This is a genomic window from Nonomuraea sp. SYSU D8015 (assembly GCF_008065375.1).
Lineage (GTDB): Bacteria > Actinomycetota > Actinomycetes > Streptosporangiales > Streptosporangiaceae > Nonomuraea.
The window spans coordinates 260,354-285,034 of record NZ_VJYI01000014.1; the positions used below are offsets into that span (position 1 = coordinate 260,354).

Sequence of the window (24,681 nt, forward strand, 5' to 3'; positions counted from 1 at the left end):
CTCCCCTCGCCGCCACCCGTTCGTGCTTTCTACTGAAAGCAACGCGTCGCCAACAGTCAACGGTGCGCAGGGCAATCGCTGCCGGACCGTGACACTGCAGGTCAAGAAGTGCGGGTTACCGTGCCCGAATACGTCACCTCTTCCTTACCTTCGCGTGTCACCTTGATGGCCATTTGGTCGGCGTACGGCGTCGGGAACATCCGCACCGTCCCCGGATAGCACTCCTCGCCCTTGACCTGATCGAGCGCGAACACCATCCCGCTCCCCGTCCGCCCCAGCCGCCCGGAGCAGTGCAGGTCCGCGCCCCATCGCATGGCCCCGCCCTCGGAGCCGAGGCGCAGCTCGACGGGGAAGACCCGCTGGGCGGTGAAGTGCTCGGCCGATCCCGTCCACGTCCCCTCCAGTCCGGGCGCCTGGGCGCCCTGCAGCCAGAACACGAACCCGGTCGCCCCCATGGCCACCCCGATCGCCGCCACGGCGAGCTGCCAGGCCCGCGGCCGGCGCCTGGGAGGTTCCGCCCGGGAGGAGTTGCTGGGGGAGGTGTCGTCGGCGGGGCGGACGACGGCGCGAAAGCTCGTGGTCGGGTCGGGGTCGGTGGGCAGGTCGGACGACGCGGCCCCGGAGGGTCCGAGGGCGGCCATCGCGCCGGACGACAGGACGTCGTCGCCGGCTGCCGCGTCCTGCCCCAGCAGCCACCGCAGCACCTCCTCGGCGTCCGGCCGATCCCCCGGCTCGGGAGCCAGGCACGCCTCCACGATCTCCCGCAGCCGCCCGCTCAGCGGCCCCAGGTCCGGCTTGGCGTACAGGATCCTTGCCAGGACCTCCTGATAGGTGTCCGCCGTGTACGCGTGCCGCCCGGTCGCGGTGTACGCGACGGTCAGCCCCCACGCCCACAGATCGGCGGCCGGCCCGGCGGGCTCGCCCTTGATGCGCTCGGGCGGCAGGTACGCCGGCGTCCCGATGGGGATCTGGTTGGTGGTGACCGTGACGGCGGTGGTCACCAGCCGGGACACCCCGAAGTCGATCACGCGTGGCCCGTCGAGCCCGAGCAGGACGTTCCCCGGCTTGAAGTCCCGGTGCACGACCCCGGCGCGGTGGATGGCGCCGAGCGCGGTGGCGGTGCCGATGGCCAGGCGGTCGAGCGAGCCGCCCCGGCGCGGCCCTTGGGCGATCACATGCTCGCGGAGCGAGGGCCCTTCGACGTACTCGCTCACCAGATAGGGCCGGTCGCCCTCGAGATCGGCGTCGAGCAGCTGGGCCGTGCAGAACGCCGCCACCCGGCGTACCGCCTCGACCTCCCCGAGGAACCGGCGCCGCACGGCGGGATCGCCGGACAGGCTGGCGTGCAGCAGCTTGATCGCGACCTGCGCCCCCTGCGGCGAGTGGCCGAGGTAGACGACGCCCTGGCCGCCCTGGCCGAGCCTGCGCGTCAACCGGTACGAGCCCAACTGGCGTGGGTCATCGACACGTAGCTCGGACATATCCCGGCATTATGGCTGACGTGTCGATAAGAAACCTGCTAAACGGACTACCGCCCTCCTGCGAGGCACGGTCAAGACCGTAGCGGCAGTCCGTCTCGCAGGTTTCTCATCGGATCAGGCGCGCATAATCATCGAGGATCGGCAGCACCGTGTCCGCCGGGGCGCTGGGAAGCGTGGCCACCGCCTCCTCGATGCCGAGCTCGGCGAAGTAGTCGAGCTTCTCCCTCGTCGGCCTGCTGCCGAACGGGATCACGCGAGCCATCGGCCGCCCCGCCTTCTCGCACGCCTCGCGCAACGCCGGCAGCGCCGCCTTGATGCCGGAGCCGCCGATCGGGATCCAGCCCTCGGCGTACTCGGCGACGTGGGCGAAGAGCTTCGGCCCCGCGGCGCCGCCCACGTACACAGGAGGCCCGCTGACCGGCTTGGGCCAGCACCAGGACGGCTCGAAGCCGTCGAACGAGGCCACCTCGTCGCGCCACAGCGCCTGCATGGCCAGGACGTTGCGCCGGGCGATCTCGCGGCGGCGGCCGTACGGGACGCCGTGGTTCTCGATCTCCTCGACGTTCCAGCCGAAGCCGACGCCGACCACGACGCGCCCGCCCGACAGGTGGTCTAGCGTGGCGATGGCCTTGGCGGTGACGATGGGGTCGCGCTGGGCGGCGAGCAGGATGCCGGTGCCGACGCGTAGCCGCCGGGTCGCGGCGGCGGCGAAGGAGAGGGCGACGAGCGGGTCGAGGGTGCGTTTGTACTCCTCGGGCAGTTCGTCCTGGCCGGCGGCGGGAGGGGTGCGGCGCGAGACCGGGATGTGGGTGTGCTCCGGCACGTAGAGGGAGTCGAAGCCGCGCTCCTCCGCCGCCCGGGCCAGCTCGGCGATCGGCATGGCCAGGTCCGTGGCGAACATCGTGACGCCCAGCCTCATGCGCCCTCCTCATAGTTAACCAAGCGATTGCTCGGCTAAGATTTCCAGAGTACCTTGCGTAGGAACGTCCGCGGAAAGAGGTCCCCGGTGAAGTTTTCTATCTTCCTGAATCCGCAGATTCCAGGCTCTGGATACGCGGCCGAGGAGAACGCCAAGGCCAAGCGTCCCATCGGGCGGGACACGGAGTCGTACCAGAAGCTGCTGCACGAGGTTCGGGAGATCGCCGTCCACGCCGACCAGCTCGGGTTCGACGCGCTGATGATGACCGAGCACCACTTCCATTCCGAGGGCATGGAGTTCTCGGTCAATCCGCTGATGTTCCTCACCGACCTCGCCGCGCGTACCGAGCGGATCCTGCTCGCGCCGCTCGGGCTGGTGCTGCCCGCCTGGGACCCGATCAGGGCGGCCGAGGACGTGGCGCTGCTCGACCAGTTCAGCAAGGGCCGGCTGCGGCTGGGCGTGGCCCGGGGTTACCAGAACCGCTGGATGAACGTCCTCGGCCAGCGCTGGCACGCGGCCGCCGCCCGCTCCGACGGCTCGGCCTCCGACACGCGCAACTTCGACGTCTTCGGCGAGGTGCTGAAGATCATGAAGATGGCGTGGACGCAGGAGACGCTGCGCTACAAGTCCGACGTCCTGGACTACCAGGTGCCCTATCCGTACGACGGGATCGAGGGCTGGCCCGCCCAGGAGTGGACGCGGACCTTCGGCGCCCCCGACGAGCTGGACGACGAGGGCAAGGTGGTGGCCGTGTCGGTCTGCCCGCGGCCGTACCAGAACCCCCACCCCGAGCTGTGGCAGCCGTTCACGATCTCCGACCGGTCGGTCATCAGGGCCGCGCAGGAGGACATCCTGCCGTGGATGTTCACCCCCAACCCCGACGACCACGCCGCCAAGGCCAAGCTCTACCAGGAGGAGTCGGCCAAGCAGGGCCGCCACTACAAGCTGGGCGAGCACACCGGCATCCTCAAGATCGTCGGGATCGCGGACACGACCGAGCAGGCGATCAACACCTTCGGCCGCAGCATCCCCAAGGACTTCGCCGCCTTCTTCGGGCCCTTCGGCTATCTGGAGGTGCTGCGGAAGAAGGAGGACGAGAAGCACAAGCCCATCTCGCCGGAGAAGGGCGACGCCAAGCGCATGAACGACGTGGAGATGGCGCTGTTCGGCACACCCGACGACGTCAAGCGCGGCATCCAGCGGATGCTCGACCGGATGCCGGACCTGGAGTGGTTCGGGCTCTACATGCAGGGGCAGCAGGGCGTGCTGCCGCTCGACACGGTCAAGCGCAACCTTGAGCTGTTCGCGACGAAGGTCGCGCCGGAGTTCCGATGAAGATCTGGTTAGGGGCCTCGTTCGTCGACGCCGATCAGTTCGTGGAGCTGGCGCGGGCGGCCGAGCGGTGCGGGTTCCACACCCTGACGCTGTCGGACCACCTGTTCTACGCCGACTTCGCCACGCCGTACCCGTACTCGCGATCGGGCAAGCCGCGCTGGGACGCCAAGACGCACTGGCCCGACGTGTGGGTGACGATCGGGGCGATGGCGGCGGTCACCACCACCCTGCGGTTCTCCCCCAACGTCTACATCGCGCCGGCTCGCGACCTGTTCACCGTGGCCAAGCAGGTGTCCACGGCGGCGGTGCTGTCGCGGGACCGGGTGACGTTCGGAGTGGGCGTGGGGTGGTGCAAGGAGGAGTTCGTCGCCACGGGACAGGACTTCCACACGCGGGGGCGGCGGCTGGACGCCATGCTGCCGGTGCTGCGCTCGCTGTGGGCGGGCGAGACGGTCTCGCTGGACGGCCTCCCGCCTCTGTCGATCTCGCCGACGCCCGCCCAGAGGATCCCGGTGTACGTGGGCGGCGACAGCGAGGCCGCACTCCGCCGGGCCGTCCGGCTGGGCGACGGGTGGATCGGCAACCGCATCTACACCGAGGAGCAGCTCGACCCCGTGCTGGACACGCTGCGGCGGGAGTCGGACGGCAGGGAGTTCGACATCATCGCGCCGCTGGCCGTGCTGCCGGACGCCGCCACGTACCGCCGCTTCGCCGCCAAGGGCGTGACCGGCACGCTGGCCGCCCCGTGGTGGCTGGCCACTCCCGAGGAGAAGGCCAGGTACGGCGAGGGCACTCTGGAGCTCAAGATCGCCACCATGGAGCGCTTCGCCGAGGAGGTCATCGCCAAGCTCTGACCCGGCCGTCCCCCCGCGGCCGGGTCAGACCCCATGGCCCGGCCGGTCAGTCCCCAGGCAACCGCGCCGGCCGGGCCACCTCTCCAGGCCAGGTCCCTCACTCGGTCAGGCCCAGCTCGCTCATGGCCGTGTCGATCAGGTCGTGCGGCGGCTCCGGAGCCACCCCGACGCGGGCCAGCGCCGCGAGCCCCAGGTAGCCGCCGTACGCGGCCAGCACCCGCCGGCGCGCCTCCTCCGGCGGCCGGCCGGCCTGCTCGAGGACGGCCTGCATGTACGCCAGCCGCCGCTCGCTCACCCGCCGCGCCACCGCGCTCACCATCGGGCCCACGGCCGGGTCGTCAACCGCGCTGATCAGCCGGAAGGACACGGCCGCGTCACGCCCGTCCCCGAAGGCCAGCTCAAGGAGCGCCCGCATGCGCGCCACCGGGTCCGCCACCTTGTCGAGGCCGGCGATGATCTGCTCGGTCTCCTCCTCCCACCGCTTCAGCGCCGCCTCCACCAGCGCCTGCCGGTTGGGGAAATGCCAGTAGAAGCTGCCCTTCGACACGCCCAGCCGCACTGCCACAGGCTCCACGGCGACGGCCGCGAGCCCGCCCTCCGCCAGTGCCGCCAGCGCGGCCCGCGCCCAGTCGTCCGCGTTCAACCGACCCATCCGCCAAGCCTGCCATACGGCACCGTATAGTCAGACCATACGCAACCGTATGGAAGAGGTGGCCCGTGCCAGCACTCACCGATCGGCTCATCCCCCGCCCCGACGCCTCCGAGCGCCACTCCATCGTGATCAACGCCTCCCGCGAGCGTGTCTGGGACGCCGTCACGCGCATGCGACCGTCGGACATCCGCCTCGCCAAACCGCTCTTCGCCATCCGCGAGCTGGCCTCCCGGCTGTCCGGCGCCCGCCCGCAGCGCGATCTGCCCCGTTTCACACCGCTCGCCGAAGAGCCCGGGCGGGAGGTGGTGGTCGGCATGATCGGCCAGTGGTGGCGCCTGGGCCGCTCCGAGTCCCCCCAGATCGCCGGCGCGGCCGACTTCGACGCCTTCGACCGCCCGGGCTACGCGAAAGGGACGTTCACCTTCCTGCTGGAGGAGGCGGGCGAGGGCCGCGTGCGCCTCGTGACCGAGACCCGCGTCAAGGCCACCAGCCCCGACGCGCGCCGGGCCTTCCTGTGCTACTGGGCCGTCATCCGCCCGGGCAGCGGCCTCATCCGCCGGATGATGCTCGCCGCCATCCGGGCCGACGCCATCCGCTAGGCGTCCGGCTCGTCGGCGAGATTCCGCAGGATGCGTCGCAGCATGTCCGTGACCTGCGCGATCTCCTGCGGCGAGAAGCCGGCGAAGACCTGGTGGCTGATCTTTCCGAAGATCGGCGGAAGGCCCGGCACCAGCGCTCGCCCCTCGTCGGTCAGCTCGATGACGATCGAGCGCCGGTCCTCCGGGTGCCGGGCCCGCCGCAACAGCCCCTTGGCCTCCAGACGGTCCAGCAGCCGGGTCATCCCGGCCGTGTCCGTGCCCAGCCGGCTCTTCAGCAGGCTCGGCGTGACGTCGCCGCGCGCCGCGTGCAGCAGCAGGGCCGCCTGCTGCACCGTGAGGCCGAGGGGCGCGAGCCGGCGCTCGGTCTCGGTGTTGAGCTCCCTGCCGACCTGCACGAGCAGCGACCCGCCTCCCAGGACCAGCTCGAACGTCGACTTCGGCACACGGTTGTCGTCCATCCCGCAAGAATATCTGCCTCGACATTAACTGTCGTGACAGCTACCGTGGAAATCATGACCGACACGCACATCTTGATCGTGGGAGGCGGAATCGCTGGATTGTGCCTTGCCCAGGGCCTGCACAAGGCGGGCCTCGCCGTCACGTTGTTCGAACGCGACCCTTCAGCGGGTCACCGGCCCCAGGGTTACCGCATCAGCCTCAAGGGCACCGGCGTGGAGGCTCTGCGGGCCTGTCTGCCGGACGACCTGTTCGACCTGGCCGTGGCCACCTCCATCCGCCCGGCCACCCGCATGATCTTCATGGCGCCCGACCTGCGGCCCGCCTTCGCCAAGGATCTCCCGGCGATCCGGCCCGGTGCGGACGGGCTCGGCCTCAACCGGCTCACGCTCCGGGAGATCCTCATGTCCGGGCTCTCGGTGCGCTTCGGCATGGACTACGAGCGGTACGAGCCGCTCGGCGACCGCGTCCGCGCGCACTTCGCCGGCGGTCACAGCGCCGACGGAGACCTGCTCGTGGGGGCGGAGGGCGTGGGCTCGCGGGTGCGGGCGCAGCTCCTGCCCGACGCCGAGGTGGACCGGCTGCATTCGGTGGTGTACGGCAGGACGTGGATCGCGCCCGAGCTGCTCGCCGCCACCCCGCCGGAGCTCGTGGACACGTTCAACCGGATCACCGCCCCCGACGGCACCGCCGTCGGCATCGCCACCTGCCGGCCGTACACGCCTGTGACCGAGGCCGTGGCGCGTCTGGCTCCCGGCACCCGGCTCACCGACATTCCCGGATATTTCTCTTGGACGATGAGCATGCCCGGCCCCCGGCCCGACGGCGTGCCCGCCGCCGAGCTGCACAGGCTCGCCGTGGACACCGTGCGGGGCTGGCACGAGGGCGTCCAGCGCATCGTGCGGGAGGCGGATCCCGAGGCGACGTTCCTGCTGCAGATCCATTCCGCGCGCCGCGTCGGGCCGTGGGACGAGCCCGCCGTCACGCTGGTCGGAGACGCGGTGCACAGCATGAGCCCCGGGCGCGGCGAAGGCGCGAACCTCGGGCTCCGCGACGCGCAGGTCCTGAGCGAGCTGCTGGCGGAGGCGGTGGCGAAGGGCGAACCCCTGACCGAGGCCAAGGCGACCTACGAGCGCCGCATGCTCGGCTACGCCTTCGCCGCGGTCGAGGCGTCCCGGGAGCGGCCGTTCGCCGCGCCGAAGGGTGCCGGCCTGGATCCGGTCGGCTGATGCCCTCCGCCGACGGCACACGTGCGGGGGCCGAACCCTTCCACCCGTACCGCCTTGCGGGAGATCTCTTTCAGTGGCACTTCGTCTAGCATCACGGCATGATCCTTGTTACGGGCGCCACGGGGAACGCGGGCGGAGCGCTGGTGCGCACACTGGCCGAGGAGGGGGCGGACGTCCGCGCGCTGGTGCGGCGCGACGTCGATCTGCCCGCAGAGCTCGCCTTCGGCGATCTCAACGATCCCGATTCCGTGGCGGGCGCACTGGACGGCGTGCGCGGGGTGTTCCTGCTGAGCGGGTACGACCGGATGGCCGAGACGCTGGCCGCGATCGCGCGGGCCGGGGTGGAGCACGTGGTGCTGCTGTCGGCCAGCGCCGCGGAGGCGGCCGACGTCAGCAATCCGATCTCGAAGTACCACGTCGAGTCCGAGGCGCTGGTACGGGAGTCGGGGGTGCCGTGGACGATCCTGCGGCCGCGTACGTTCATGTCGAACACGCTCCGCTGGGCGGACCAGGTGAAATTCGGAAATGTCGTGCGGGATTCCTTTCCTGACGTGGCCGTCGCGACCGTCGATCCGCTCGACATCGCCGGCGTCGCCGCCGCGTCGTTCACCGGGAAGGAGCACGACGGGCAGGTCTACCGGCTGACGGGCCCCGAGGCGCTGCGGCCGGCGGACCGCGTGCGGATCCTCGGCGCGGTGCTCGGCAGGGAGCTGCGGTTCGAGGGGTTCACCGACGAGGAGGCCAGGGCGCGGATGCTGGAGCAGATGCCCGAGGCGTACGCGGAGGCGTTCATCGGCTTCTTCGGCCGCGGCGAGCTGGACGAATCGGCCGTGCTGCCCACCGTCGAACAGGTCACCGGGCGCCCGCCGCGCACGTTCGAGCAGTGGGCGGAGGCCAACGCGGAGGCGTTCGCCTAGATCCGGACGAGCTTGTCGAACAGCCTGGCCAGCTCCGTGTCCGGGTCCGCCGTGAGGCCCGCGTGCACGGGGCCGGCCTGCACGATCGTGCTGCGCGGCGCCGTCAGCCAGCGGAACCTGCCGCCGAGCGACTCCGCCCCCAGCGGCCCGGGCTCGTCACCGCAGGCCAGCTCGTACGCGCTGAGCGCCCGCCGCACCGCGTCCACGTCCGCCGCCGGGTCCAGCGCCCGCAGCCGGGCGGGGTCGAGCTCGACCCGCGCGCACAGATAGTCGCGCGGCTGGCAGTAGAGCAGCACGCCCGCGTTGATCTGCTCGCCCCGCTCCACCTTGGGGATCACGCGGATGACCGCGTACTCGTAAACGTCCCTGGTCACCGGCCGCCTCCCCGCCAGAACTCGCCGACCGACCCGGGCCCGGGCCGCTGGGCCCGCTGCTCCCCGCGCACCAGCCACTCGCGCGGCCCGTGCGCCCGCCGCAGCAGATGATCGACGTACGCCTCCCGCACGTCCTGCGCCGCCCCGAACCCCGGCTCGCCGTCCAGCCACTCGTCGGGCACCAGCGCCGTCACGGTCTCCAGCAACTCCCTGGTGATCTTCCCCGCCAGGTCGGCGCCCGCGGCCGCCACGTCACCGGCGTACGGGGCCAGGACGTGGTCACCCGCGTCGAACGGCCGCTGCGGATCGGCCGTGGGCCAGTTGTGGTGGAACCACAGCGACGCGCCGTGGTCGATCAGCCAGGTGTCGCGGTGCCAGACCAGCAGGTTGGGGTTGCGCCAGCTCCGGTCGATGTTGTGGATCAACCCGTCGAACCACACCACCCTGGCCGCGAACACCGGGTCCGCCACCCACGCCAGCGGCTCGAACCCCAGCGCGCCCGGCAGGAAGTCGACCGCCAGGTTGAGCCCGGTGCTGGCCTTGAGAAGGTCCTGCACCTCCTCGTCGGGCTCCCGGATGCCGAGCTGCGGGTCGAGGTCGATGAGCTTGAGCTCGGGCGTCCTGAGCCCCAGCCTGCGGCCCAGCTCGCCGGCGATGATCTCGGCGACCAGCACGCGGCGGCCCTGGCCCGCCTCACGGAACTTCACCACGTAGGTGCCCAGGTCGTCGGCCTCGACGACGCCGGGCAGAGAGCCGCCCTCCCGCAGCGGGGTCACGTAGCGGGTGGCTGCGATCCTGTCCAGCACGACACGAGGCTATCGCCTTATGATCTCCTCTGCCCTTCCGGGCTCTCCGCCGTGTCGAGGTCTGGACCGGAGTGGACCGTCACCGGCGGCGGGCCCCGTACCCGGGGAACCACGCCGGACAGACGCAGCCGCAACCCGGACTGCCCCGGCTTAAGGGACAGCTCTCAGAACAGCACGGACATGAACGTATCGACCTCCACGAAGCCGACCTTCTTGTAGACGGCTCGCGCGGAGCGGTTGTAGTCGTTGACGTACAGCGTCACCACGGGGGCGAAGCACTCCATCGCGGCCTCCACGACGGCCGCCATGCCGGCCACCGCGTGACCCCGGCCGCGCAGCTCAGGGTCGACCCAGACGCCCTGGATCTGGCAGGCCTGCGGCGTGACCGCTCCGACCTCCGCCTTGAACACGACCCGGCCGTCTTCGATGCGCGCGTAGGAGCGGCCGATCCTGATCAGCTCGGCGACCCTGGTGCGGTAGAGAGCGCCGCCGTCGCCGAGGTTGGGCGAGACGCCGACTTCCTCGGTGAACATGGCCACGCACGCCGGCAGCAGGATGTCGAACTCCTCGGGCCGCACCCGGCGCACGCGGGGATCGGCGGGCACCGGAGGCTGGCGCGAGGTGGCCATGACGGGCTGCGCCCAGCGAATCGCGCGGGCCCGGCCCCAGTAGGGCTCGAGCCGCTCCCACAGCAGGGAGACCGCGTCGACGGGGCCCACGATGGACGAGCAGCGCCGCCCCTGCTTGCGGGCACGGTCGGCGAACGCGTGAACCGCCTCGGGCCCCGCGCTGACCGGCACCATGTTGGCCCCGGCGTAACAGAGTGACACAAGGCCACCGCGCGGCCCGAATCCCCACATCTGCCCGCCGAGTCGCGCCGGATTGAGTCCGACGGCCCGCACCCTGGAGGAGACGAAGACGTTGGCGACCGGATCGGTGTCCAGCAGGGCGAGAACCTCGTCCCGGTCGCTGTCGTCGAGCACGCGCGACGCCGATGTACGCAGCATCACATGGTCAGACTACGCGAAGGGTTACCGATTGGCTCATCCGGCGATGCCCACGGTAACCCTTTCTTGACGTCATCGTGCTCCGAGGAGCCCCCCGAGGATCGCCAGGAGGTCGTGCGGCCGCTGCGGCGGCTCCGCCGCCATGCGCTCGGCCGGACGCGGCGCCGGCAGCGGATCGCAGGCCACGTCGCGCGGCGGCAAGGACCCGTCCCGCAGGTACGCCGCCACATGCCGGTCCACGCACCGGTTCCCCGACAGCGAAATGCCGTGGTTGCCGCCCTTGTCGAGCACCATGCGGGTGTTGGGGAAGAGCGTGCGCATCCGCAGCGCCCCCTCGTACGGCGTCGCGGCGTCACCCCGGGACTGGACGATGAGGATCGGCGGCAGCTGCGGCGACGCCTGCACGTCGACCGGCTTCCCGCCCGGGACCGGCCAGAAGGCACAGGGGGCGTTGTACCAGGCGTTCGGCCAGGTCAGGAACGGCGCCAGGCGGTGCATCGTGGTCATGTCGGCCCGCCATTTGTCCCACTGGCGCGGCCAGGGCGCGTCGCGACACTGGACGCTGAGGTAGACGGCGTAACTGTTCTCGTCGGCGGCGTCGTTCTTGCCGTGCTTGGTGTAGAGGGCGAGCAGTCCTGACACGTCGCCGTTGCGGACGTACGACGACCACGCCTGGGCGAACTCGGGCCAGACCCGGTTGCTGTAACCGGCGATGGTGAAGCCGTCGTCGAGCTCGCTCGGCCCCACGATGCCGCCCGCCGGGCGGCTGCGCAGCCGCTCGCGCATCGCGTAGTACGCGAACGACGTCTGCTTGACCGTGGCGCCCAGCTTGTACGTGGCGTGGTGCCGGGCCGTCCAGGCGAGGAACTGCCGGTGGCGGCGCTCGAAGGCGGTGTCCTGGGCCAGGTTGGCCCGGTACCAGACGCGGGTCGGGTCCACCACGCTGTCCATGATCATCCGCTTGATCCGGTGCGGGAAGAGCGTGGCGTAGACGGCGCCCAGGTAGGTGCCGTAGGAGAAGCCCAGGTAGCTGATCTTCTCCTCGCCGAGGGCCGCGCGGATCGTGTCCATGTCCCTGGCGGAGTTCTCCGTGCTGAGGTGCGGCAGCAGCCAGGCCCAGAAGTTGCCGCAGCCACTGGCGTACGCGGCGGCCCGGCCCAGCAGCACCCGCTCCTCCTCCGGCGTCCGCGGCACCGCGTCCGGCCGCGGGGGCCTGAAGTAGACCTCCGGGTCCACGCAGTGCAGCGCCGGCTCGCTGGCGCCGACGCCGCGCGGGTCGAACCCCACGATGTCGTAGCGCTCGCTCAGCTTGGCGGGCAGGATCGCGGCCACGTACTCGGTCAGGTTGCGCCCCGACGCCCCAGGACCGCCCGGGTTGATCAGCAGCGTGCCGAGGTGGCCGGCGTCACGCGGCACCTTGGCCTTGATCCGGTTGATCGCCACCTTGATCGACTGGCCCCACGGCTCGCGGTAGTCGAGCGGCACGCGTACGGTGGCGCACTCGAGATTCGCGTTCACGGGCTTGCCCGCCACCGTGGGACAGGTCCCCCAGACCACCGGCCCGGTCGCCTGCCTCGCCGTCGCGGACGGCGCCCCGCTCGCCACGGCCGCCGCGTCCGCGCCCGCGACCCCTGCGACGAGCACCGCCAAGCCGGCGACAACCCCCACTACCCGCTTCACTCGGCCCCCTTCCTGTCATGGACCTAGTGATGCTCCCGTGAGTGATCGGGTCGTGACGTACGGTATGGAGAAATGCTTGCCATTCTGTAATCGGTACGTGGCAGCACGTAGCCGAAGACGAGCGCGGGCTCGAGACGGCCAGGGCTCCCGCATGGCGATGGTCGACGTCGGGCCGCCGTCTCCGTACATGCCGAAGTACCACCAGCAGCCGAGCGGCGCCGGTGGATGGACGCGCGGATGATGTCGACGAGCGCCTCGCCGAAGGAGACGACCGGCCCGACCTCCAGCACGGGGTCACCGCGCCAGATCACCCGGAGGTCGTCCAGCACCGTCCACGCCGCGGCCTCATCCGCCGTGAGGCGGCCGCGTCTCCTGAGGCGTTCACACGCCGCCCGGACCAAGCACACGAACTCCTCTTCGTGCCCGCCGGCCCACTCGTCGACCGGCATGTGGAAGTCGCTGATCGCCGCGTGGAGGCACAGGTCGTCCAGCAAGGAGGACAGCCAGGCCGATCGGGTCTGGGGATCCGCGGCCTTCACGACCTCCGCCATCTCGGCGAGCAGGATCCCCTTGGGAACGTCGTACACCCAGAACGGGAAGCCGTGGTACTCCCCGGGGTGGTCCTGCTCAAAGCAGGTCAGCCGACTGTCACGACGGGGCCGGAGGCGTCGTCCTCGTCGAGGTCGACCTCGACGCCCATCTCCTCGGCCAGCCGGAGAGCCTCCTCGATCAGGGTCTCGACGATCTGCGACTCGGGCACGGTCTTGATGACCTCGCCCTTGACGAAGATCTGGCCCTTGCCATTGCCGGAGGCCACCCCGAGGTCGGCCTCGCGGGCCTCACCGGGGCCGTTGACCACGCAGCCCATGACGGCCACCCGCAGCGGGACCTTCAAGCCCTCCAGCCCGGCCTGGACCTGGTCGGCGAGCGTGTAGACGTCCACCTGGGCGCGGCCGCAGGACGGGCAGGAGACGATCTCCAGGCCGCGCTCGCGCAGGCCGAGCGACTCCAGGATCTGGGTGCCGACCTTGACCTCCTCGACCGGAGGAGCCGACAGCGAGACGCGGATCGTGTCGCCGATGCCCTCGGCCAGCAGGGCGCCGAAGGCCACGGCCGACTTGATCGTGCCCTGGAAGGCCGGCCCCGCCTCGGTCACGCCCAGGTGCAGCGGGTAGTCGCACTTGGCGGCCAGCAGGCGGTAGGCGTTGATCATGACGACCGGGTCGTTGTGCTTGACCGAGATCTTGATGTCGCGGAAGCCGTGCTCCTCGAACAGCGAGCACTCCCACAGCGCGGACTCGACCAGCGCCTCGGGCGTGGCCTTGCCGTACTTCTGGAGCAGGCGGGGGTCGAGCGAGCCGGCGTTGACGCCGATCCGGATCGGGACGCCGTGGTCGGCGGCGGCGCGGGCGATCTCGCCCACCTTGTCGTCGAATTTCTTGATGTTTCCGGGGTTGACCCGGACGGCCGCGCACCCCGCCTCGATGGCCGCGAACACGTACTTCGGCTGGAAGTGAATGTCCGCGATGACCGGGATCTGCGACTTCTTGGCAATGATGGGCAGCGCGTCGGCGTCGTCCTGCGACGGGACGGCCACCCGTACGATCTGGCAACCGGACGCCGTCAGCTCGGCGATCTGCTGCAGCGTGGAGTTGACGTCGGCGGTCACCGTGGTCGTCATCGACTGCACCGAGACGGGCGCGTCGCCGCCCACGGGCACGTTGCCGACCATGATCTGGCGGGAGCGGCGGCGTTCGGCGAGCGGCTTGGGGCGTACCGTCGGGATGCCGAGAGCTACGGAAGACATTTCCACCCTTACTGTGACGACGGTTCAAGTTTATGTAGCTAGCGGGACTGCCCGGCTGTGAGTTCGGCCGCACGGGCACGCGCCCAGGCGTCTGCCGCCAGCACCTCTTCGACCGAGCCGGCGGGGGTGACGCGGTGTTCCTCGACGACCTTGGCGACGGTGTCGACGATCCCCAGGAACGGGAGGTTCCCACTGGCGAACGCCTCGACACATGCCTCGTTGGCCGCGTTGTAGACGGCGGGCGCGGTGCCGCCCTCGGTGCCGACGTGCCTGGCCAGTGCGACCGACGGGAACGCCACGTCGTCCAGCGGCTCGAACGTCCACGTGTGCGCCTTGGTCCAGTCGATGGGCTGGGACGCGCCGGGCACGCGGTGCGGGTGGCCGAGGGCGAGCGCGATCGGCAGGCGCATGTCGGGCGGGCTGGCCTGGGCGATGGTCGAGCCGTCCACGTATTCGACCATGGAGTGGATGATCGACTGCGGGTGCACCACCACTTCGATCCGGTCGAAGTCCAGGTCGAACAGCAGATGCGCCTCGATGACCTCCAGCCCCTTGTTGACCAGCGTCGCGGAGTTGATCGTGATGACGGGCCCCATCGACCACGTGGGATGGGCCAGCGCCATCTCGGGGGTGACCTCGGCCATCTCCTCGCGCCTCAGGCCGCGGAACGGGCCGCCGCTGGCGGTGACCACGAGCTGCTTGACGCTCTCGGGGTCGTACGCGCCGGGCCCCGAGGCCCACAGGCACTGCTGCAGCGCCGAGTGCTCGGAGTCGACCGGCAGGATCTGGCCGGGCGCGGCCAGCCGCTTCACCAGCGGCCCGCCGATGATCAGGGACTCCTTGTTGGCCAGGGCGAGTGTGCGGCCCGCCTCGAGCGCGACCAGCGTGGAGGTCAGCCCGAGCGCGCCGGTGATGGCGTTGAGCACGGTGTCGCACGGCCACGCCGCCGCCTCCGCGACCCCTTCGGGGCCGCCCAGCACCGCGGGCCGGGCGCCGTGCGCGGCCAGCGCCTCCTTCAGCGCGGGCACGGCCGCCGCGTCGGCCACGGCCACCGCCTCGACGCCGAACTCGGCCGCCTGCCTGGCCAGCAACTCGACCTTGCCGCCGCCGGCCGCCAGCGCCGTGACCTTGAAGCCGGCCTGGTTGGCCGCGATGACGTCGAGGGCCTGGGTGCCGACGGAGCCTGTGGAGCCGAGGAGGACGACGGAGCGGCGGTTCTGAGCATGCACGCGTCCATTGTCCCCGCTGCGGAGGGCGCGTGAGCACACGGCGGTGGACGTACCGAAATTCGCTTACTTATGTGACGTGAGATAAGAGAGTCGATTTACGCCGGAATATTGATATATCGGTGTGTGCAGATCCCGAGAAATCTCGATATTGCGGCGGCTACCTTTCCAACCCCACGTCCGGTTTCGGGAGGTACGTAATGCACCGCAGAGTCGCTCTGCTTTCCACCCTCGTCCTCGCCGCGGGGAGCGCCGCCGCCCTGCTCCCCGCGACAGCGGCACAGGGCGAGGTCCACCTGCGACCCAAGCCCGCCCAGCACGCGGCCGCGGATTCGGCCCCCGAGCAGCGGCAGGTCCTCCGATACTGGACCGAGCGGAGGATGGAGGCGGCCGCGCCCCTGGACGCCCCCGGACCCAAGAAGGACATGAACCTGACCGCCGCGGACGACCCCGCCGCGGGCAAGCCTTGGTCGGCCGCGCCCACCGGCGCGTCCGGCGCCGCCGCCCAGGTTTTGCAGGCCGCCAGGAGCGGGGGTGAGCCGTGGACCGGTGGCGGCGCGGTCGTGAAGTCCACCGGGCGGATCTTCTTCACCACCGCGCAGGGACGCAACGCGTCGTGCTCGGGATCGGCGGTGACCAGCGAGAACAAGAGCGTGGTGATGACCGCGGGCCACTGCGTCAAGCTGAACGGCGCCTTCCACACGAACTGGGTCTTCGTGCCGGGCTACGACAAGGGCAGCCGCCCCTTCGGCACCTGGGCCGCCACGAAGCTGCTGACCACCCAGCAGTGGAACGCCGGTGAGGACATCGACTTCGATGTCGCCGCCGCCGTGGTCGCGCCGCTGGAGGGGGCGACGCTGGTCGACGTCGTGGGCGGCCAGGGCGTGGCCTTCAACCAGCGGAGACGGCAGCAGATGTACGCCTTCGGCTACCCGGCCGCGGCGCCGTACGACGGCTCCAAGCTCGTCTACTGCAGCGGCCGCGCCTTCGACGACTATCTGCTGTCGAACGACCTCGGCCTGACCTGTAACATGACTGGCGGTTCCAGCGGCGGTCCGTGGATGCTGAATTTCTCCGAGTCGACCGGGCTCGGCACGGTCAATTCGGTGAACAGCTTCAAATACAACTTCGCCCCCAACTGGATGTTCGGGCCCTATTTCGGGAACGAGGCCCAGGCCGTCTACCAAGCCGCCCAAACCACTGGCGCACTCTGAGAATTTACGGAAAGTAGCCACAAGGACACATCTGGTAGTGCACACTCGGGGGGCATGACCCTGAGCACCCCCCTGCTTGCGGCCGCCCCGCTCCTGGCGGGGCTCCTGGGGCCCGCCCTCCTCGGCGCTGCCCCCGGCCCGCGGCAGGCCGACCGGCCCGTCACCACGCCCGTCCACGCGGCCGAGCACGTCCGGATCGTCGAGCACGTGGCCGCCCGCACCTCCGCGGAGCAGCGGCGCGTGCTCGACTACTGGACGCCGGAGCGCATGGCCAGGGCCCTGCCGATCGGCCTGCTCGACCTCGTGACGGGCGACAAGGGCCTGCTCGGCGGCCTGACCGGCCGCCCCGCCACACCCTCTACGCGCGGCATGCCGGACGAGGCGGCCGCGCCGAGGGCGAAGACCCGGCTCGCCGCCTCGAACGCCCTCCGCAGACCCCGCGAGCTCCCCGTGCCGCAAGAGGTCGCCGCCTCCAAGCTGCCCATGCCGCGCCACCAGGCGGCGGCCGGGCCGAAGGCCACCACGATCGGCTCGCGCTGGGACGCCGGCGGCGCCGTGGCCAGGACCACGGGGCGGGTGTTCATGACGGTGGGCGGCGCCGACTTCGTCTGCTCGGCGAGCACGGTCAGGAGCGCCAACAGGGACGTCGTGATCACCGCGGGCCACTGCGTCAAGGACGGCACCGGCCAATGGGCCGCGAACTGGACGTTCGTGCCGGGCTACGGCACGCGTGGCCAGCAGCCGTACGGCCGGTACGCGGCGCGCCGCATGTTCGTCGCCGAGCCGTGGTCGCGTGAGGGCGACGACGACCACGACGTGGCGATGGTGGCGCTGGCCACGTCGGGCGGGAGGCACGTGGCCGACGTGGTCGGCGCGCAGGAGATCGCCTTCAACGCGCCGCGCGGCGGCCAGGCGTTCGGCTTCGGCTATCCCGCCGACCCGCCGTACAACGGCGGCCACCTGGTCTACTGCGCGGGTCGGCTGAAGGACGACCCGTACGGCCAGACCCGCGACCAGGGGCTCGGCTGCGACATGACGGCCGGGTCGAGCGGCGGCCCCTGGATGACCTCGTTCGACGTCGTCACCGGCAAGGGCACGATCACGTCGCTGAGCAGCTTCAAGTACAGCGACGACCCGCGCACGATGTACGGCCCCTACCTGGGCGACGCCGCCAAGGCCCTCTTCACCACGGCTGAACGCGCATGACCCGCCCTCTGTGGGTCAGTTCGCGTTGTCACGGCGTTGAGGCGAGCTCGATGACCGTGATGTCCGGTGGTGCGCCCACTCGTACCGGCGGACCCCAGAAGCCGGCGCCCTTCGTGACGTAGAGTTGCGTGCCGCCGAACCGGCCGTGGCCCGCGAGAAGAGGTTGTGCCCACGACGTCAACAGGCCCAGCGGGAACGTCTGGCCTCCGTGGGTGTGCCCGGAGAGCTGGAGATCGACGCCGTGGCGCATCGCCTCGTTCACCTGCACCGGCTGGTGGGCCAGCAGGACGACCGGGCGGGCAGGGTCGCGGCCGGCGAGCGCCCGGCCGTAGTCGGGGCCGTCGCCCTGCTGCGCGCCCGTCACGTCGTTGACCCCGGCGAGGTCGAGGGCCGGCAGCTCCACGCGCTCGTTCTGCAGCGGCCGGATGCCCATCTCCCGCAGTTCCCCGACCCACTCGGCCGCGCCGGACAGATATTCGTGGTTGCCGGTGACGAAGTACGTGCCGTGCCGGCTGCGCAGGCCGCGCAGTGGCGCGGCGGCGTGGGCGAGGTCTTCCACGGTGCCGTCGACGAGGTCCCCGACGATCGCCACCAGGTCCGCGCCGGCCCCGTCGATCATGTCCACGATCCGCTGGGTGTGGTCTCGGCCCAGCATCGGGCCCAGGTGGATGTCACCGACCAGCGCGATCCGCATGCCCGCGGCGCGTGAGCCGCCCCGGGACAACCGCACGGTGACGTGGTCCAGGCGAGGCGGACCCAGCGCCGTCAGCATGCCGTACCCGACGACGCCGGTCGCGGCCGCGCCTGCCGACACCGCGATCGAACGCGCGAGGAACACCCGCCGCGTAGGGGCATCCCGCTGAGGCTCGGGGACCTCCTCGCGGGGTGCGGGGGCGTCGCCGGAGGGTGCGCGGGCGGGTTCGGGCACGCGCGAGGCCTTCGCCCGGCGTCGTCGTCTTCCGGCCGCCGCGACGACCCGTGCCGCCAGCCGGATCGGCTCAGCGAGGAGCAGCAGCAGGACGAGATAGAGCTCCAACGCGTACCAGACGTATCCCGGCCAGACGATCCAGCGGGAAACGGCGAGATCGAGGGCACTCGCGCCGATCAGCGCGGCGGGGATGAGCGGCGCGAGCACAATGGCCGCGACATTTCCGCAGCGGCGCGCGGCCGTGCCGCGCGACGTCGTGCCCCGGACGAGCCGCGCCCACACGTAGACGTGGACGAGCGTCCAGATCACCGACTGCCCCCACACCCACGCGGGAATCGTCATCACGTCTGCATCATGCGGTGGGACGGCGTGGACGACATCCGCCCTGGGGCGCATCGACGACTACATCAATGCGCGTATGCGCCGCCGGAGCCGCGCCCGTCCGGCGGCGCAGAGCGATCTGGAGCGATCAGAGCGTCAGCCCGGTCAGCACCATGACTTTCTCGTACGTGAGGTCCTCCATCGCCGAGTGCAGCCCCTCACGGCCGATCCCGGAGTCCTTCACCCCGCCGTACGGCATCTGGTCGGCCCGGTACGACGGCACGTCGCCGATGATGACGCCGCCCACCTCCAGCTCCCGGTTCGCCCGGAAGGCGGCGTCCAGCGAACGCGTGAACACCCCGGCCTGGAGGCCGTACTTGGAGTCGTTGACCATCGCGTACGCCTCGTCGACCGAGGCGGCCGGCTGGAGGATCATGACGGGGCCGAAGACCTCCTCGCTGGCTACCTTGGCGTCGTGCGGCACGTCCGTGAGAACCGTGGGGGCGATCGTGGCGCCTTCCCGGGTGCCGCCCGCCAGCACGCGGGCCCCCGCGGCGACGGCCTCCTGGATCCACTGCTCGACGCGCTCCGCCGCGGCCTCCGAGACCAGCGGGCCCACCTGGGTCTTCTCGTCGGCGGGGTCGCCGGTGACGAGGCCGGACACGGCCGGGAGCAGGCGGTCGAGGAAGGCGTCGTAGACCGGCTGCTCGACGATCACCCGTTGCACGGCGATGCAGCTCTGGCCGGCCTGGTAGTTGGAGTAGAGGGCGATGCGCTGGGCGGCCCAGTCGAGGTCGGCGTCGGACAGCACGACGGCGGCCGCGTTGCCGCCCAGTTCCAGGGTCACGTGCTTGCGCGGCACCTGGTCGGCGATGGCATAGCCGACGGGAGCCGACCCCGTGAAGGAGACCACCGGCAGGCGGGGGTCCTGGACCAGGGCGGAGGCGCGCTCGTTCGCGACCGGCAGGATGGAGAACATGCCGGCGGGCAGGTCGGTCTCGGCCAGGATCTCGCCGAGCAGCAGCGCCGACAGCGGCGTGGCCGGGGCGGGCTTGACGACGACCGGCGCGCCGACGGCGATGGCCGGGGCCACCTTGTGGGCGACCAGGTTCAGCGGGAAGTTGAACGGGGTGATCGCCAGCACGGGACCGTACGGCACCCGCGACACGTACGCCAGGCGCCCGGTCGCGGCCGGCTCGGTGTCGAGCCGCTGCACCCCGCCCGACCAGCGGCGGGCCTCCTCGGCGGCGAAGCGGAACGTGGCGACGGCGCGGCTGGTCTCACCGCGGGCCCACAAGATCGGCTTGCCGTTCTCGGCCGTGATGAGATGGGCGATCTCGTCGGCCCGCTCCGCCAGGCGGCGCGAGACGTGGGCCAGGGCCTCGGCCCGCACGTGCACGGGCAGCGCCGCGGCCTGCCGCGCCACCTCGTCGGCGGCCGCGACGGCCTCCTCGACCTGGGCGTCGGTGGGCACGGAATGCCTGCCGACCTCCCGGCCGTCGTGGGGGTTGGTCACAGTGAGCTCGGTGTCCCCGGTCGCTGGGCGGCCGGCCAGCCAGAAGGTACGCACGTCCATACCTTGACGTTATGCCAAGGGTGCGATCGGGGAATCACACCAGCATGCACAAGAGCCCCACGAGCGCTCACCGTTAAGTACAAGCCCCGGTGTATACCCATGATGTAACAGAAGTAGACCTAATTCGGGATGTTTACCATGCGGAGTGGTTTGAGGGATCTCCGCCATGGCTAAGTCATCGGGTGCGGGTCTCCAGCGCGGCGGGCCCCCGATCTGAGAAAGGCGTGGGCCCCGTGACCGAACAGCGTGAGGTCACAAGGACGCAGAGTTCCTTGGCCACGAAGGAGGTCTCATGACCTCGGCGCCTCTGGGGCTGCAGGGCGCCTACCTTCTGGGTGAGCGCGCCAGCCACGACGAACTCCGCTCCCGCCTCCTCGACGTGGCGGTGAACCTGCTCGAGACGGACGGTCCGGACAGCCTGACCATGCGCAGGATCGCCGCCGAGGCGGGCTGCACGACGACCGTCATCTACACCATGTTCGGCAACAGGGAAGGCCTGGCGGAAGCGCTCTATCTGGAGGGGTTCGAGCGCTTCCGCCGCTTCCTGGAGGCGGTGCCGCAGCGCCGGAACCCGCTGGAGCACCTCCACGCGCTGGGGCCCGCGTACCGGCAGGCGTGCCTGTCCGAGCCGGGCTACTACAGCCTGATGTTCGAGCGGGCCATCCCCGGTTTCGAGCCCAGCGAGCGCGCCAGGACCCTCGCCAGGGCGGCGCTGAACATCCTCGACCGGGTGATCGCCGACTGCATCTCCGCCGGCCACCTGATCCCGACCCAGCCCCGCAAGATCGCCGATGCATTGTGGGCGGCCGCCCAGGGGGCGATCAGCCTGGAGCGCGCCGGGCATCTGCGCGACGGGCGCACGTACGAGGCGGTCACGACGGCGGTCATCTGCTGCTATCTCGTCGACGACAAGAAGTAAGCCGCGATCTCTCCGTGCGGGGACGCGCGCCCTTCCGGCCCTCCGTCCCGGTAAGCTCCTGGCCACCGGACAGAGGGGGACATCGTGCATCGCCGCCGTCGTGCTCAAGCCTTGGCGCTCGCCGCAACGGTGCTGGTCGCCGCCACGGGCGCGGCGACGCCGACACCGAGGCCGACCCCCACGCCCAGCCCGACCCCCTCCCCCACCGCCACGCAGAGCGACGGCACGCTGCAGATCCTCACCTACCGCGGGTACGCCGAGTACGGCGGCATCAGCCCCAAGGTCAACTGGGTGGGCTCGTTCGAGAAGGAGACCGGCTGCCGGATCGCCAAGCTTGACACCGTGCAGACCGCCGAGGACATGGAGGCCCAGGTCGACAGGCGGCCCTACGACCTCGTCTCCGCCGGGCCCGCCCTGGCCGACCGGCTCATCGCCGAGAAGAAGGTGCAGCCCATCGAGCCGGCCAAGGTGAGCGGGCTCGAGGACGTCGACGAGCGCTTCCGCGACATGGTGACGGTGTCGGGCAAGGTCTACGGGGTGCCGTACCTGTGGGGCTACCACGAGTTCATCTACGACCCGGCCAAGGTCAAGGGCGACCTGAAGGAGGCGTTCTCCTCGGACCGGGTGGCGCTCAAGAACAGCCCGCTGACGATCGCCGACGCCGCGCTGGCCGCCGGGGAGACCGACGAGCCGTTCGAGCTGACCAAGGACCAGTTCGACGGGGCGATGAAGCTGCTGGAGGGAGCGCAGGGGCGTACGTACTGGACGAACCCCATCGATCTGATCAAGGGGTTCGCCACGGGATCGCTGGATTACGCCCAGGCCACTCCTTACTATCGCCTGCTCCTGCAAAAGGCTGGCAAGCCGGTCAAAACCCTCCAGACCCGCGAGACCACCGGATGGGTGGACTCCTGGATGCTCGGCGCCAACGTGCCCGACACGACGTGCGCCTACCGGTGGCTGAACTGGATGACCGCGCCGAACGCGCAGCGCGACGCCGCCGCCTGGGTGGGGCTGGCGCCCGCCAACGACAAGGCGTGCAAGGGGCGGGCCAAGCAGATCTGCGAGGTGTACGAGGTCGGCGAGCCCAAGCGGATCGACCGCGTGGCCTTCGCCGTACGGCCGCCCGGGGATTGCCGACCGCAGGATGGGGAATGCCCTGACTATGTCGCTTGGAGCGGCATGTGGCAGAAGATCGCCAAATGAGCTGATAGATCCAAGGGAGTGGGGGCCGCCGATCCCCACGCGACCCCACCGCCGGCCCGCCCTATCCCCCCGCTGGGCGCGGCCTGCAGAGGCGCCCCGGGCCTTCCCCCCGTCCCGGGGCGTCTCCCTTGTGAAGGGGTCGTCCGGGATTCAGCGGGACGGGAAGGCCACGACAGTGGCCATCGGCGCGGGCAGCAGGGCCTCGGCGCAGTCGTTGCAGGCGAGGACCGGGGAGTCGTCCGGCAGCCGGCCGACGCGCACGCGCGGCCGCGGCCACCTCTTGTGGCAGACGACACAAGCGTCGCCGTCGCGCTGGGCCCAGGTCAGGCCCTCAGGGTCGAACGTCAACATACTCCGCGCCGTTCTTGTCGGACCCCAGTTCATCACGTTCCCAGCAGGTCTCGCCCATCCGCATGTCGGATCCGTTATAACCCTGACCAAGGCCGTGAGCGTCCAGCTGAGCGTCAAGTCAGGGTGAATTCTCTACCCACGCGACGTCCTTTACACCAACAAAAGCGGGCATCCAGCCACAAGCTGGATGCCCGCTTTGGGTGGGATATCTACAGTTCGGCGATGGCCTTCTCAAGGATGCCGAGACCCTCTTCCAGCAGGTGCTCGGGGATCACCAGCGGGGGCAGGAAGCGCAGCACGTTGCCGTACGTGCCGGCCGTCAGCACCAGCAGGCCCTCGGCGTGGCAGCGCTTGACGATCTCCTGTACGGCGGTCGGGTTCGGCTCCTTGGTGCCGGGCTCCACCAGCTCGATGGCGATCATCGCGCCCCTGCCGCGCACGTCGCCGATCACGTCGAAGCGCTCCTGGAGCGCCCTGAGCCGGGGAAGCATGATCTCCCCGATCCGGCGGGCGCGGGCGACCAGGTCCTCCTCCTCGATCGTCTCCAGCACGCCGAGCGCGGCCTCGCAGGCGAGCGGGTTGCCGCCGTACGTGCCGCCGAGCCCGCCCACGTGCACCTTGTCCATGATCTCGGCGCGGCCGGTCACGGCGGCCAGCGGCAGGCCGCCCGCGATGCCCTTGGCGGTGGTGATGATGTCGGGCACCACGCCCTCGTCCTCGCACGCGAACAGGTCACCGGTACGCGCGAACCCGGTCTGCACCTCGTCGGCCACGAACACGATGCCGTTCGCCCGGCAGAACTCGGCGATGCGCGGCAGGAAACCCCTGGCCGGCACGATGAAGCCGCCCTCGCCCGCGATCGGCTCGATCACCACGGCGGCGACGTTCGCGGGACCGATCTGCTTGGTGATCAGGTCGATGGCCTGCTCGGCGGCCTCATCGGCGCAGTTGTCAGGACCGGTCGGCCAGCGGAACGGGTAGGCCAGCGGCACCCGGTACACCTCGGGCGCGAACGGCCCGAAGCCCTGCTTGTACGGCATGTTCTTGGCCGTCAGCGTCATCGTGAGCAGCGTGCGGCCGTGGTAGCCGTGGTCGAACACCACGACGGCCGGCCTGCCGGTGGCCAGCCGGGCGATCTTGACGGCGTTCTCGACGGCCTCGGCGCCGGAGTTCACCAGGAAGGTGCGCTTCTCGTGGTCGCCGGGGGTCAGCTCGTTCAGCTTCTCGCACACCCGGACGTACGACTCGTACGGGGTCACCATGAAACAGGTGTGGGTGAAGTCGGCGACCTGCCGCTGGACCCGCTCGACGACCTTGGGCGCGGCGTTGCCCACATTCGTCACGGCGATGCCGGAGCCGAAGTCGATCAGCGAGTTCCCGTCGGCGTCCTGCACCACGCCGCCGCCCGCGCGGGTGACGAAGACCGGCAGGGTGGTGCCGATGCCGGGCGGGACGGCGGCCTGCTTGCGGGCCAGCAACTCCTGGGACTTGGGGCCGGGGATCGCGGTCACGACGCGCCGCTCCTGGGGAATGCTCATGGGTTCGACGCTACGGCGGCCTCCTACCTGCGCCGATACGTCGATATGTCACACTAGGGGTGCTTCTCTTCGCCGGAATG

24 protein-coding genes are annotated in these 24,681 nt (G+C 70.8%); 9 read left to right on the forward strand and 15 right to left on the reverse strand.

The features are described 5' to 3' along the window. Window positions 1–101 precede the first annotated feature (101 nt). Together ID574_RS41895 and ID574_RS41900 are read right to left on the reverse strand one after the other, a co-directional pair. The gene (locus ID574_RS41895; protein WP_188194573.1) at window positions 102–1,481 is read right to left on the reverse strand and encodes a serine/threonine-protein kinase; all 1,380 of its coding nucleotides are present in this window, start codon (window positions 1,479–1,481) and stop codon (window positions 102–104) included. 106 nt (window positions 1,482–1,587) lie between these two features. Then, complete coding sequence (locus tag ID574_RS41900; RefSeq protein ID WP_188194574.1) at window positions 1,588–2,400, reverse strand: TIGR03619 family F420-dependent LLM class oxidoreductase; 813 nt, start codon at window positions 2,398–2,400, stop codon at window positions 1,588–1,590. Window positions 2,401–2,487: 87 nt separating this feature from the next. Between ID574_RS41900 and ID574_RS41905 the strand changes: the two genes are divergently transcribed. Further along, entirely contained in the window at window positions 2,488–3,735 is a 1,248-nt protein-coding gene (locus ID574_RS41905) for an LLM class flavin-dependent oxidoreductase (RefSeq protein WP_188194575.1), read from the forward strand. Next, window positions 3,732–4,589: a TIGR03619 family F420-dependent LLM class oxidoreductase gene (locus tag ID574_RS41910; protein WP_188194576.1), complete on the forward strand. Its 858-nt coding sequence runs from the start codon at window positions 3,732–3,734 to the stop codon at window positions 4,587–4,589. Before ID574_RS41905 ends, ID574_RS41910 begins: the two co-directional genes overlap by 4 nt. 97 nt (window positions 4,590–4,686) lie before the next feature. Here ID574_RS41910 and ID574_RS41915 read toward each other — a convergent pair whose 3' ends face one another. Beyond that, complete coding sequence (locus tag ID574_RS41915) at window positions 4,687–5,241, reverse strand: TetR/AcrR family transcriptional regulator (protein ID WP_188194577.1); 555 nt, start codon at window positions 5,239–5,241, stop codon at window positions 4,687–4,689. A gap of 65 nt (window positions 5,242–5,306) precedes the next feature. Here ID574_RS41915 and ID574_RS41920 point away from each other — a divergent pair, with 65 nt between their 5' ends. Then, complete coding sequence (locus ID574_RS41920; RefSeq protein ID WP_188194578.1) at window positions 5,307–5,840, forward strand: SRPBCC family protein; 534 nt, start codon at window positions 5,307–5,309, stop codon at window positions 5,838–5,840. Here the strand turns inward: ID574_RS41920 and ID574_RS41925 are convergent. Further along, entirely contained in the window at window positions 5,837–6,298 is a 462-nt protein-coding gene (locus ID574_RS41925; protein ID WP_188194579.1) for a MarR family winged helix-turn-helix transcriptional regulator, read from the reverse strand. The genes ID574_RS41920 and ID574_RS41925 overlap by 4 nt on opposite strands. Before the next feature lie 54 nt (window positions 6,299–6,352). Between ID574_RS41925 and ID574_RS41930 the strand changes: the two genes are divergently transcribed. Both ID574_RS41930 and ID574_RS41935 read left to right on the forward strand, forming a co-directional pair. Then, window positions 6,353–7,525 (forward strand): FAD-dependent oxidoreductase, encoded by a 1,173-nt coding sequence (locus ID574_RS41930; protein ID WP_188194580.1) that lies wholly within the window; start codon window positions 6,353–6,355, stop codon window positions 7,523–7,525. A gap of 98 nt (window positions 7,526–7,623) precedes the next feature. After that, window positions 7,624–8,442 carry an NmrA family NAD(P)-binding protein gene (locus ID574_RS41935; protein WP_188194581.1) on the forward strand — a complete coding sequence of 273 codons (819 nt, stop codon included), beginning with the start codon at window positions 7,624–7,626 and terminating at the stop codon, window positions 8,440–8,442. Here ID574_RS41935 and ID574_RS41940 read toward each other — a convergent pair. The 7 genes from ID574_RS41940 to dxr all read right to left on the reverse strand — a co-directional run bounded on the left by ID574_RS41940 (window position 8,439) and on the right by dxr (window position 15,345). After that, window positions 8,439–8,816 (reverse strand): DUF3037 domain-containing protein, encoded by a 378-nt coding sequence (locus ID574_RS41940; RefSeq protein ID WP_188194582.1) that lies wholly within the window; start codon window positions 8,814–8,816, stop codon window positions 8,439–8,441. The genes ID574_RS41935 and ID574_RS41940 overlap by 4 nt on opposite strands. After that, window positions 8,813–9,622, reverse strand: a complete 810-nt coding sequence (locus ID574_RS41945) for a HipA family kinase (RefSeq protein ID WP_188194583.1) — start codon at window positions 9,620–9,622, stop codon at window positions 8,813–8,815. Before ID574_RS41945 ends, ID574_RS41940 begins: the two co-directional genes overlap by 4 nt. Before the next feature lie 164 nt (window positions 9,623–9,786). After that, window positions 9,787–10,629: a GNAT family N-acetyltransferase gene (locus tag ID574_RS41950; protein ID WP_188194637.1), complete on the reverse strand. Its 843-nt coding sequence runs from the start codon at window positions 10,627–10,629 to the stop codon at window positions 9,787–9,789. Between the two features lie 72 nt (window positions 10,630–10,701). After that, window positions 10,702–12,309: an alpha/beta hydrolase gene (locus ID574_RS41955; protein ID WP_223167626.1), complete on the reverse strand. Its 1,608-nt coding sequence runs from the start codon at window positions 12,307–12,309 to the stop codon at window positions 10,702–10,704. A gap of 23 nt (window positions 12,310–12,332) precedes the next feature. Next, window positions 12,333–12,896 carry a hypothetical protein gene (locus ID574_RS41960; protein WP_188194584.1) on the reverse strand — a complete coding sequence of 188 codons (564 nt, stop codon included), beginning with the start codon at window positions 12,894–12,896 and terminating at the stop codon, window positions 12,333–12,335. 50 nt (window positions 12,897–12,946) lie between these two features. Further along, window positions 12,947–14,116 (reverse strand): flavodoxin-dependent (E)-4-hydroxy-3-methylbut-2-enyl-diphosphate synthase, encoded by a 1,170-nt coding sequence (gene ispG, locus ID574_RS41965; protein ID WP_188194585.1) that lies wholly within the window; start codon window positions 14,114–14,116, stop codon window positions 12,947–12,949. A 38-nt stretch (window positions 14,117–14,154) separates the two neighbouring features. Further along, a complete protein-coding gene (gene dxr, locus ID574_RS41970; RefSeq protein WP_188194586.1) occupies window positions 14,155–15,345 on the reverse strand; it encodes a 1-deoxy-D-xylulose-5-phosphate reductoisomerase in 1,191 nt (396 codons plus the stop codon). Between the two features lie 197 nt (window positions 15,346–15,542). Between dxr and ID574_RS41975 the strand changes: the two genes are divergently transcribed. Then, entirely contained in the window at window positions 15,543–16,556 is a 1,014-nt protein-coding gene (locus ID574_RS41975; protein WP_188194587.1) for a trypsin-like serine peptidase, read from the forward strand. A gap of 54 nt (window positions 16,557–16,610) precedes the next feature. Further along, window positions 16,611–17,762: a trypsin-like serine peptidase gene (locus tag ID574_RS41980; RefSeq protein ID WP_223167627.1), complete on the forward strand. Its 1,152-nt coding sequence runs from the start codon at window positions 16,611–16,613 to the stop codon at window positions 17,760–17,762. A 28-nt stretch (window positions 17,763–17,790) separates the two neighbouring features. Here ID574_RS41980 and ID574_RS41985 read toward each other — a convergent pair whose 3' ends face one another. Together ID574_RS41985 and ID574_RS41990 are read right to left on the reverse strand one after the other, a co-directional pair. Further along, entirely contained in the window at window positions 17,791–19,032 is a 1,242-nt protein-coding gene (locus ID574_RS41985) for a metallophosphoesterase (protein ID WP_188194640.1), read from the reverse strand. A gap of 127 nt (window positions 19,033–19,159) precedes the next feature. Then, window positions 19,160–20,587: an aldehyde dehydrogenase family protein gene (locus ID574_RS41990; RefSeq protein ID WP_188194588.1), complete on the reverse strand. Its 1,428-nt coding sequence runs from the start codon at window positions 20,585–20,587 to the stop codon at window positions 19,160–19,162. A 292-nt stretch (window positions 20,588–20,879) separates the two neighbouring features. On the opposite strand from ID574_RS41990, the gene ID574_RS41995 reads away from it, so the two are divergent. Both ID574_RS41995 and ID574_RS42000 read left to right on the forward strand, forming a co-directional pair. Further along, window positions 20,880–21,506, forward strand: a complete 627-nt coding sequence (locus ID574_RS41995; protein WP_188194589.1) for a TetR/AcrR family transcriptional regulator — start codon at window positions 20,880–20,882, stop codon at window positions 21,504–21,506. Window positions 21,507–21,617: 111 nt separating this feature from the next. Further along, complete coding sequence (locus tag ID574_RS42000; RefSeq protein WP_188194590.1) at window positions 21,618–22,712, forward strand: extracellular solute-binding protein; 1,095 nt, start codon at window positions 21,618–21,620, stop codon at window positions 22,710–22,712. 150 nt (window positions 22,713–22,862) lie between these two features. Here the strand turns inward: ID574_RS42000 and ID574_RS42005 are convergent, their stop codons facing one another. Both ID574_RS42005 and gabT read right to left on the reverse strand, forming a co-directional pair. Continuing rightward, the gene (locus ID574_RS42005) at window positions 22,863–23,063 is read right to left on the reverse strand and encodes a hypothetical protein (RefSeq protein WP_188194591.1); all 201 of its coding nucleotides are present in this window, start codon (window positions 23,061–23,063) and stop codon (window positions 22,863–22,865) included. 209 nt (window positions 23,064–23,272) lie between these two features. Beyond that, window positions 23,273–24,601, reverse strand: a complete 1,329-nt coding sequence (gene gabT, locus ID574_RS42010) for a 4-aminobutyrate--2-oxoglutarate transaminase (RefSeq protein WP_188194592.1) — start codon at window positions 24,599–24,601, stop codon at window positions 23,273–23,275. Window positions 24,602–24,681: the final 80 nt, after the last annotated feature.

Bases quoted from the DNA above. Each gene is read 5' to 3' on its own strand.
- ID574_RS41895 (WP_188194573.1), bottom strand. From the start codon at position 1,481: ATGTCCGAGCTACGTGTCGATGACCCACGCCAGTTGGGCTCGTACCGG.
- ID574_RS41900 (WP_188194574.1), bottom strand. From the start codon at position 2,400: ATGAGGCTGGGCGTCACGATGTTCGCCACGGACCTGGCCATGCCGATC.
- ID574_RS41910 (WP_188194576.1), top strand. From the start codon at position 3,732: ATGAAGATCTGGTTAGGGGCCTCGTTCGTCGACGCCGATCAGTTCGTG.
- ID574_RS41915 (WP_188194577.1), bottom strand. From the start codon at position 5,241: ATGGGTCGGTTGAACGCGGACGACTGGGCGCGGGCCGCGCTGGCGGCA.
- ID574_RS41925 (WP_188194579.1), bottom strand. From the start codon at position 6,298: ATGGACGACAACCGTGTGCCGAAGTCGACGTTCGAGCTGGTCCTGGGA.
- ID574_RS41930 (WP_188194580.1), top strand. From the start codon at position 6,353: ATGACCGACACGCACATCTTGATCGTGGGAGGCGGAATCGCTGGATTG.
- ID574_RS41935 (WP_188194581.1), top strand. From the start codon at position 7,624: ATGATCCTTGTTACGGGCGCCACGGGGAACGCGGGCGGAGCGCTGGTG.
- ID574_RS41950 (WP_188194637.1), bottom strand. From the start codon at position 10,629: ATGCTGCGTACATCGGCGTCGCGCGTGCTCGACGACAGCGACCGGGAC.
- ispG (WP_188194585.1), bottom strand. From the start codon at position 14,116: ATGTCTTCCGTAGCTCTCGGCATCCCGACGGTACGCCCCAAGCCGCTC.
- ID574_RS41975 (WP_188194587.1), top strand. From the start codon at position 15,543: ATGCACCGCAGAGTCGCTCTGCTTTCCACCCTCGTCCTCGCCGCGGGG.
- ID574_RS41980 (WP_223167627.1), top strand. From the start codon at position 16,611: ATGACCCTGAGCACCCCCCTGCTTGCGGCCGCCCCGCTCCTGGCGGGG.
- ID574_RS41985 (WP_188194640.1), bottom strand. From the start codon at position 19,032: ATGACGATTCCCGCGTGGGTGTGGGGGCAGTCGGTGATCTGGACGCTC.
- ID574_RS41990 (WP_188194588.1), bottom strand. From the start codon at position 20,587: ATGGACGTGCGTACCTTCTGGCTGGCCGGCCGCCCAGCGACCGGGGAC.
- ID574_RS41995 (WP_188194589.1), top strand. From the start codon at position 20,880: ATGACCTCGGCGCCTCTGGGGCTGCAGGGCGCCTACCTTCTGGGTGAG.
- ID574_RS42005 (WP_188194591.1), bottom strand. From the start codon at position 23,063: ATGTTGACGTTCGACCCTGAGGGCCTGACCTGGGCCCAGCGCGACGGC.
- gabT (WP_188194592.1), bottom strand. From the start codon at position 24,601: ATGAGCATTCCCCAGGAGCGGCGCGTCGTGACCGCGATCCCCGGCCCC.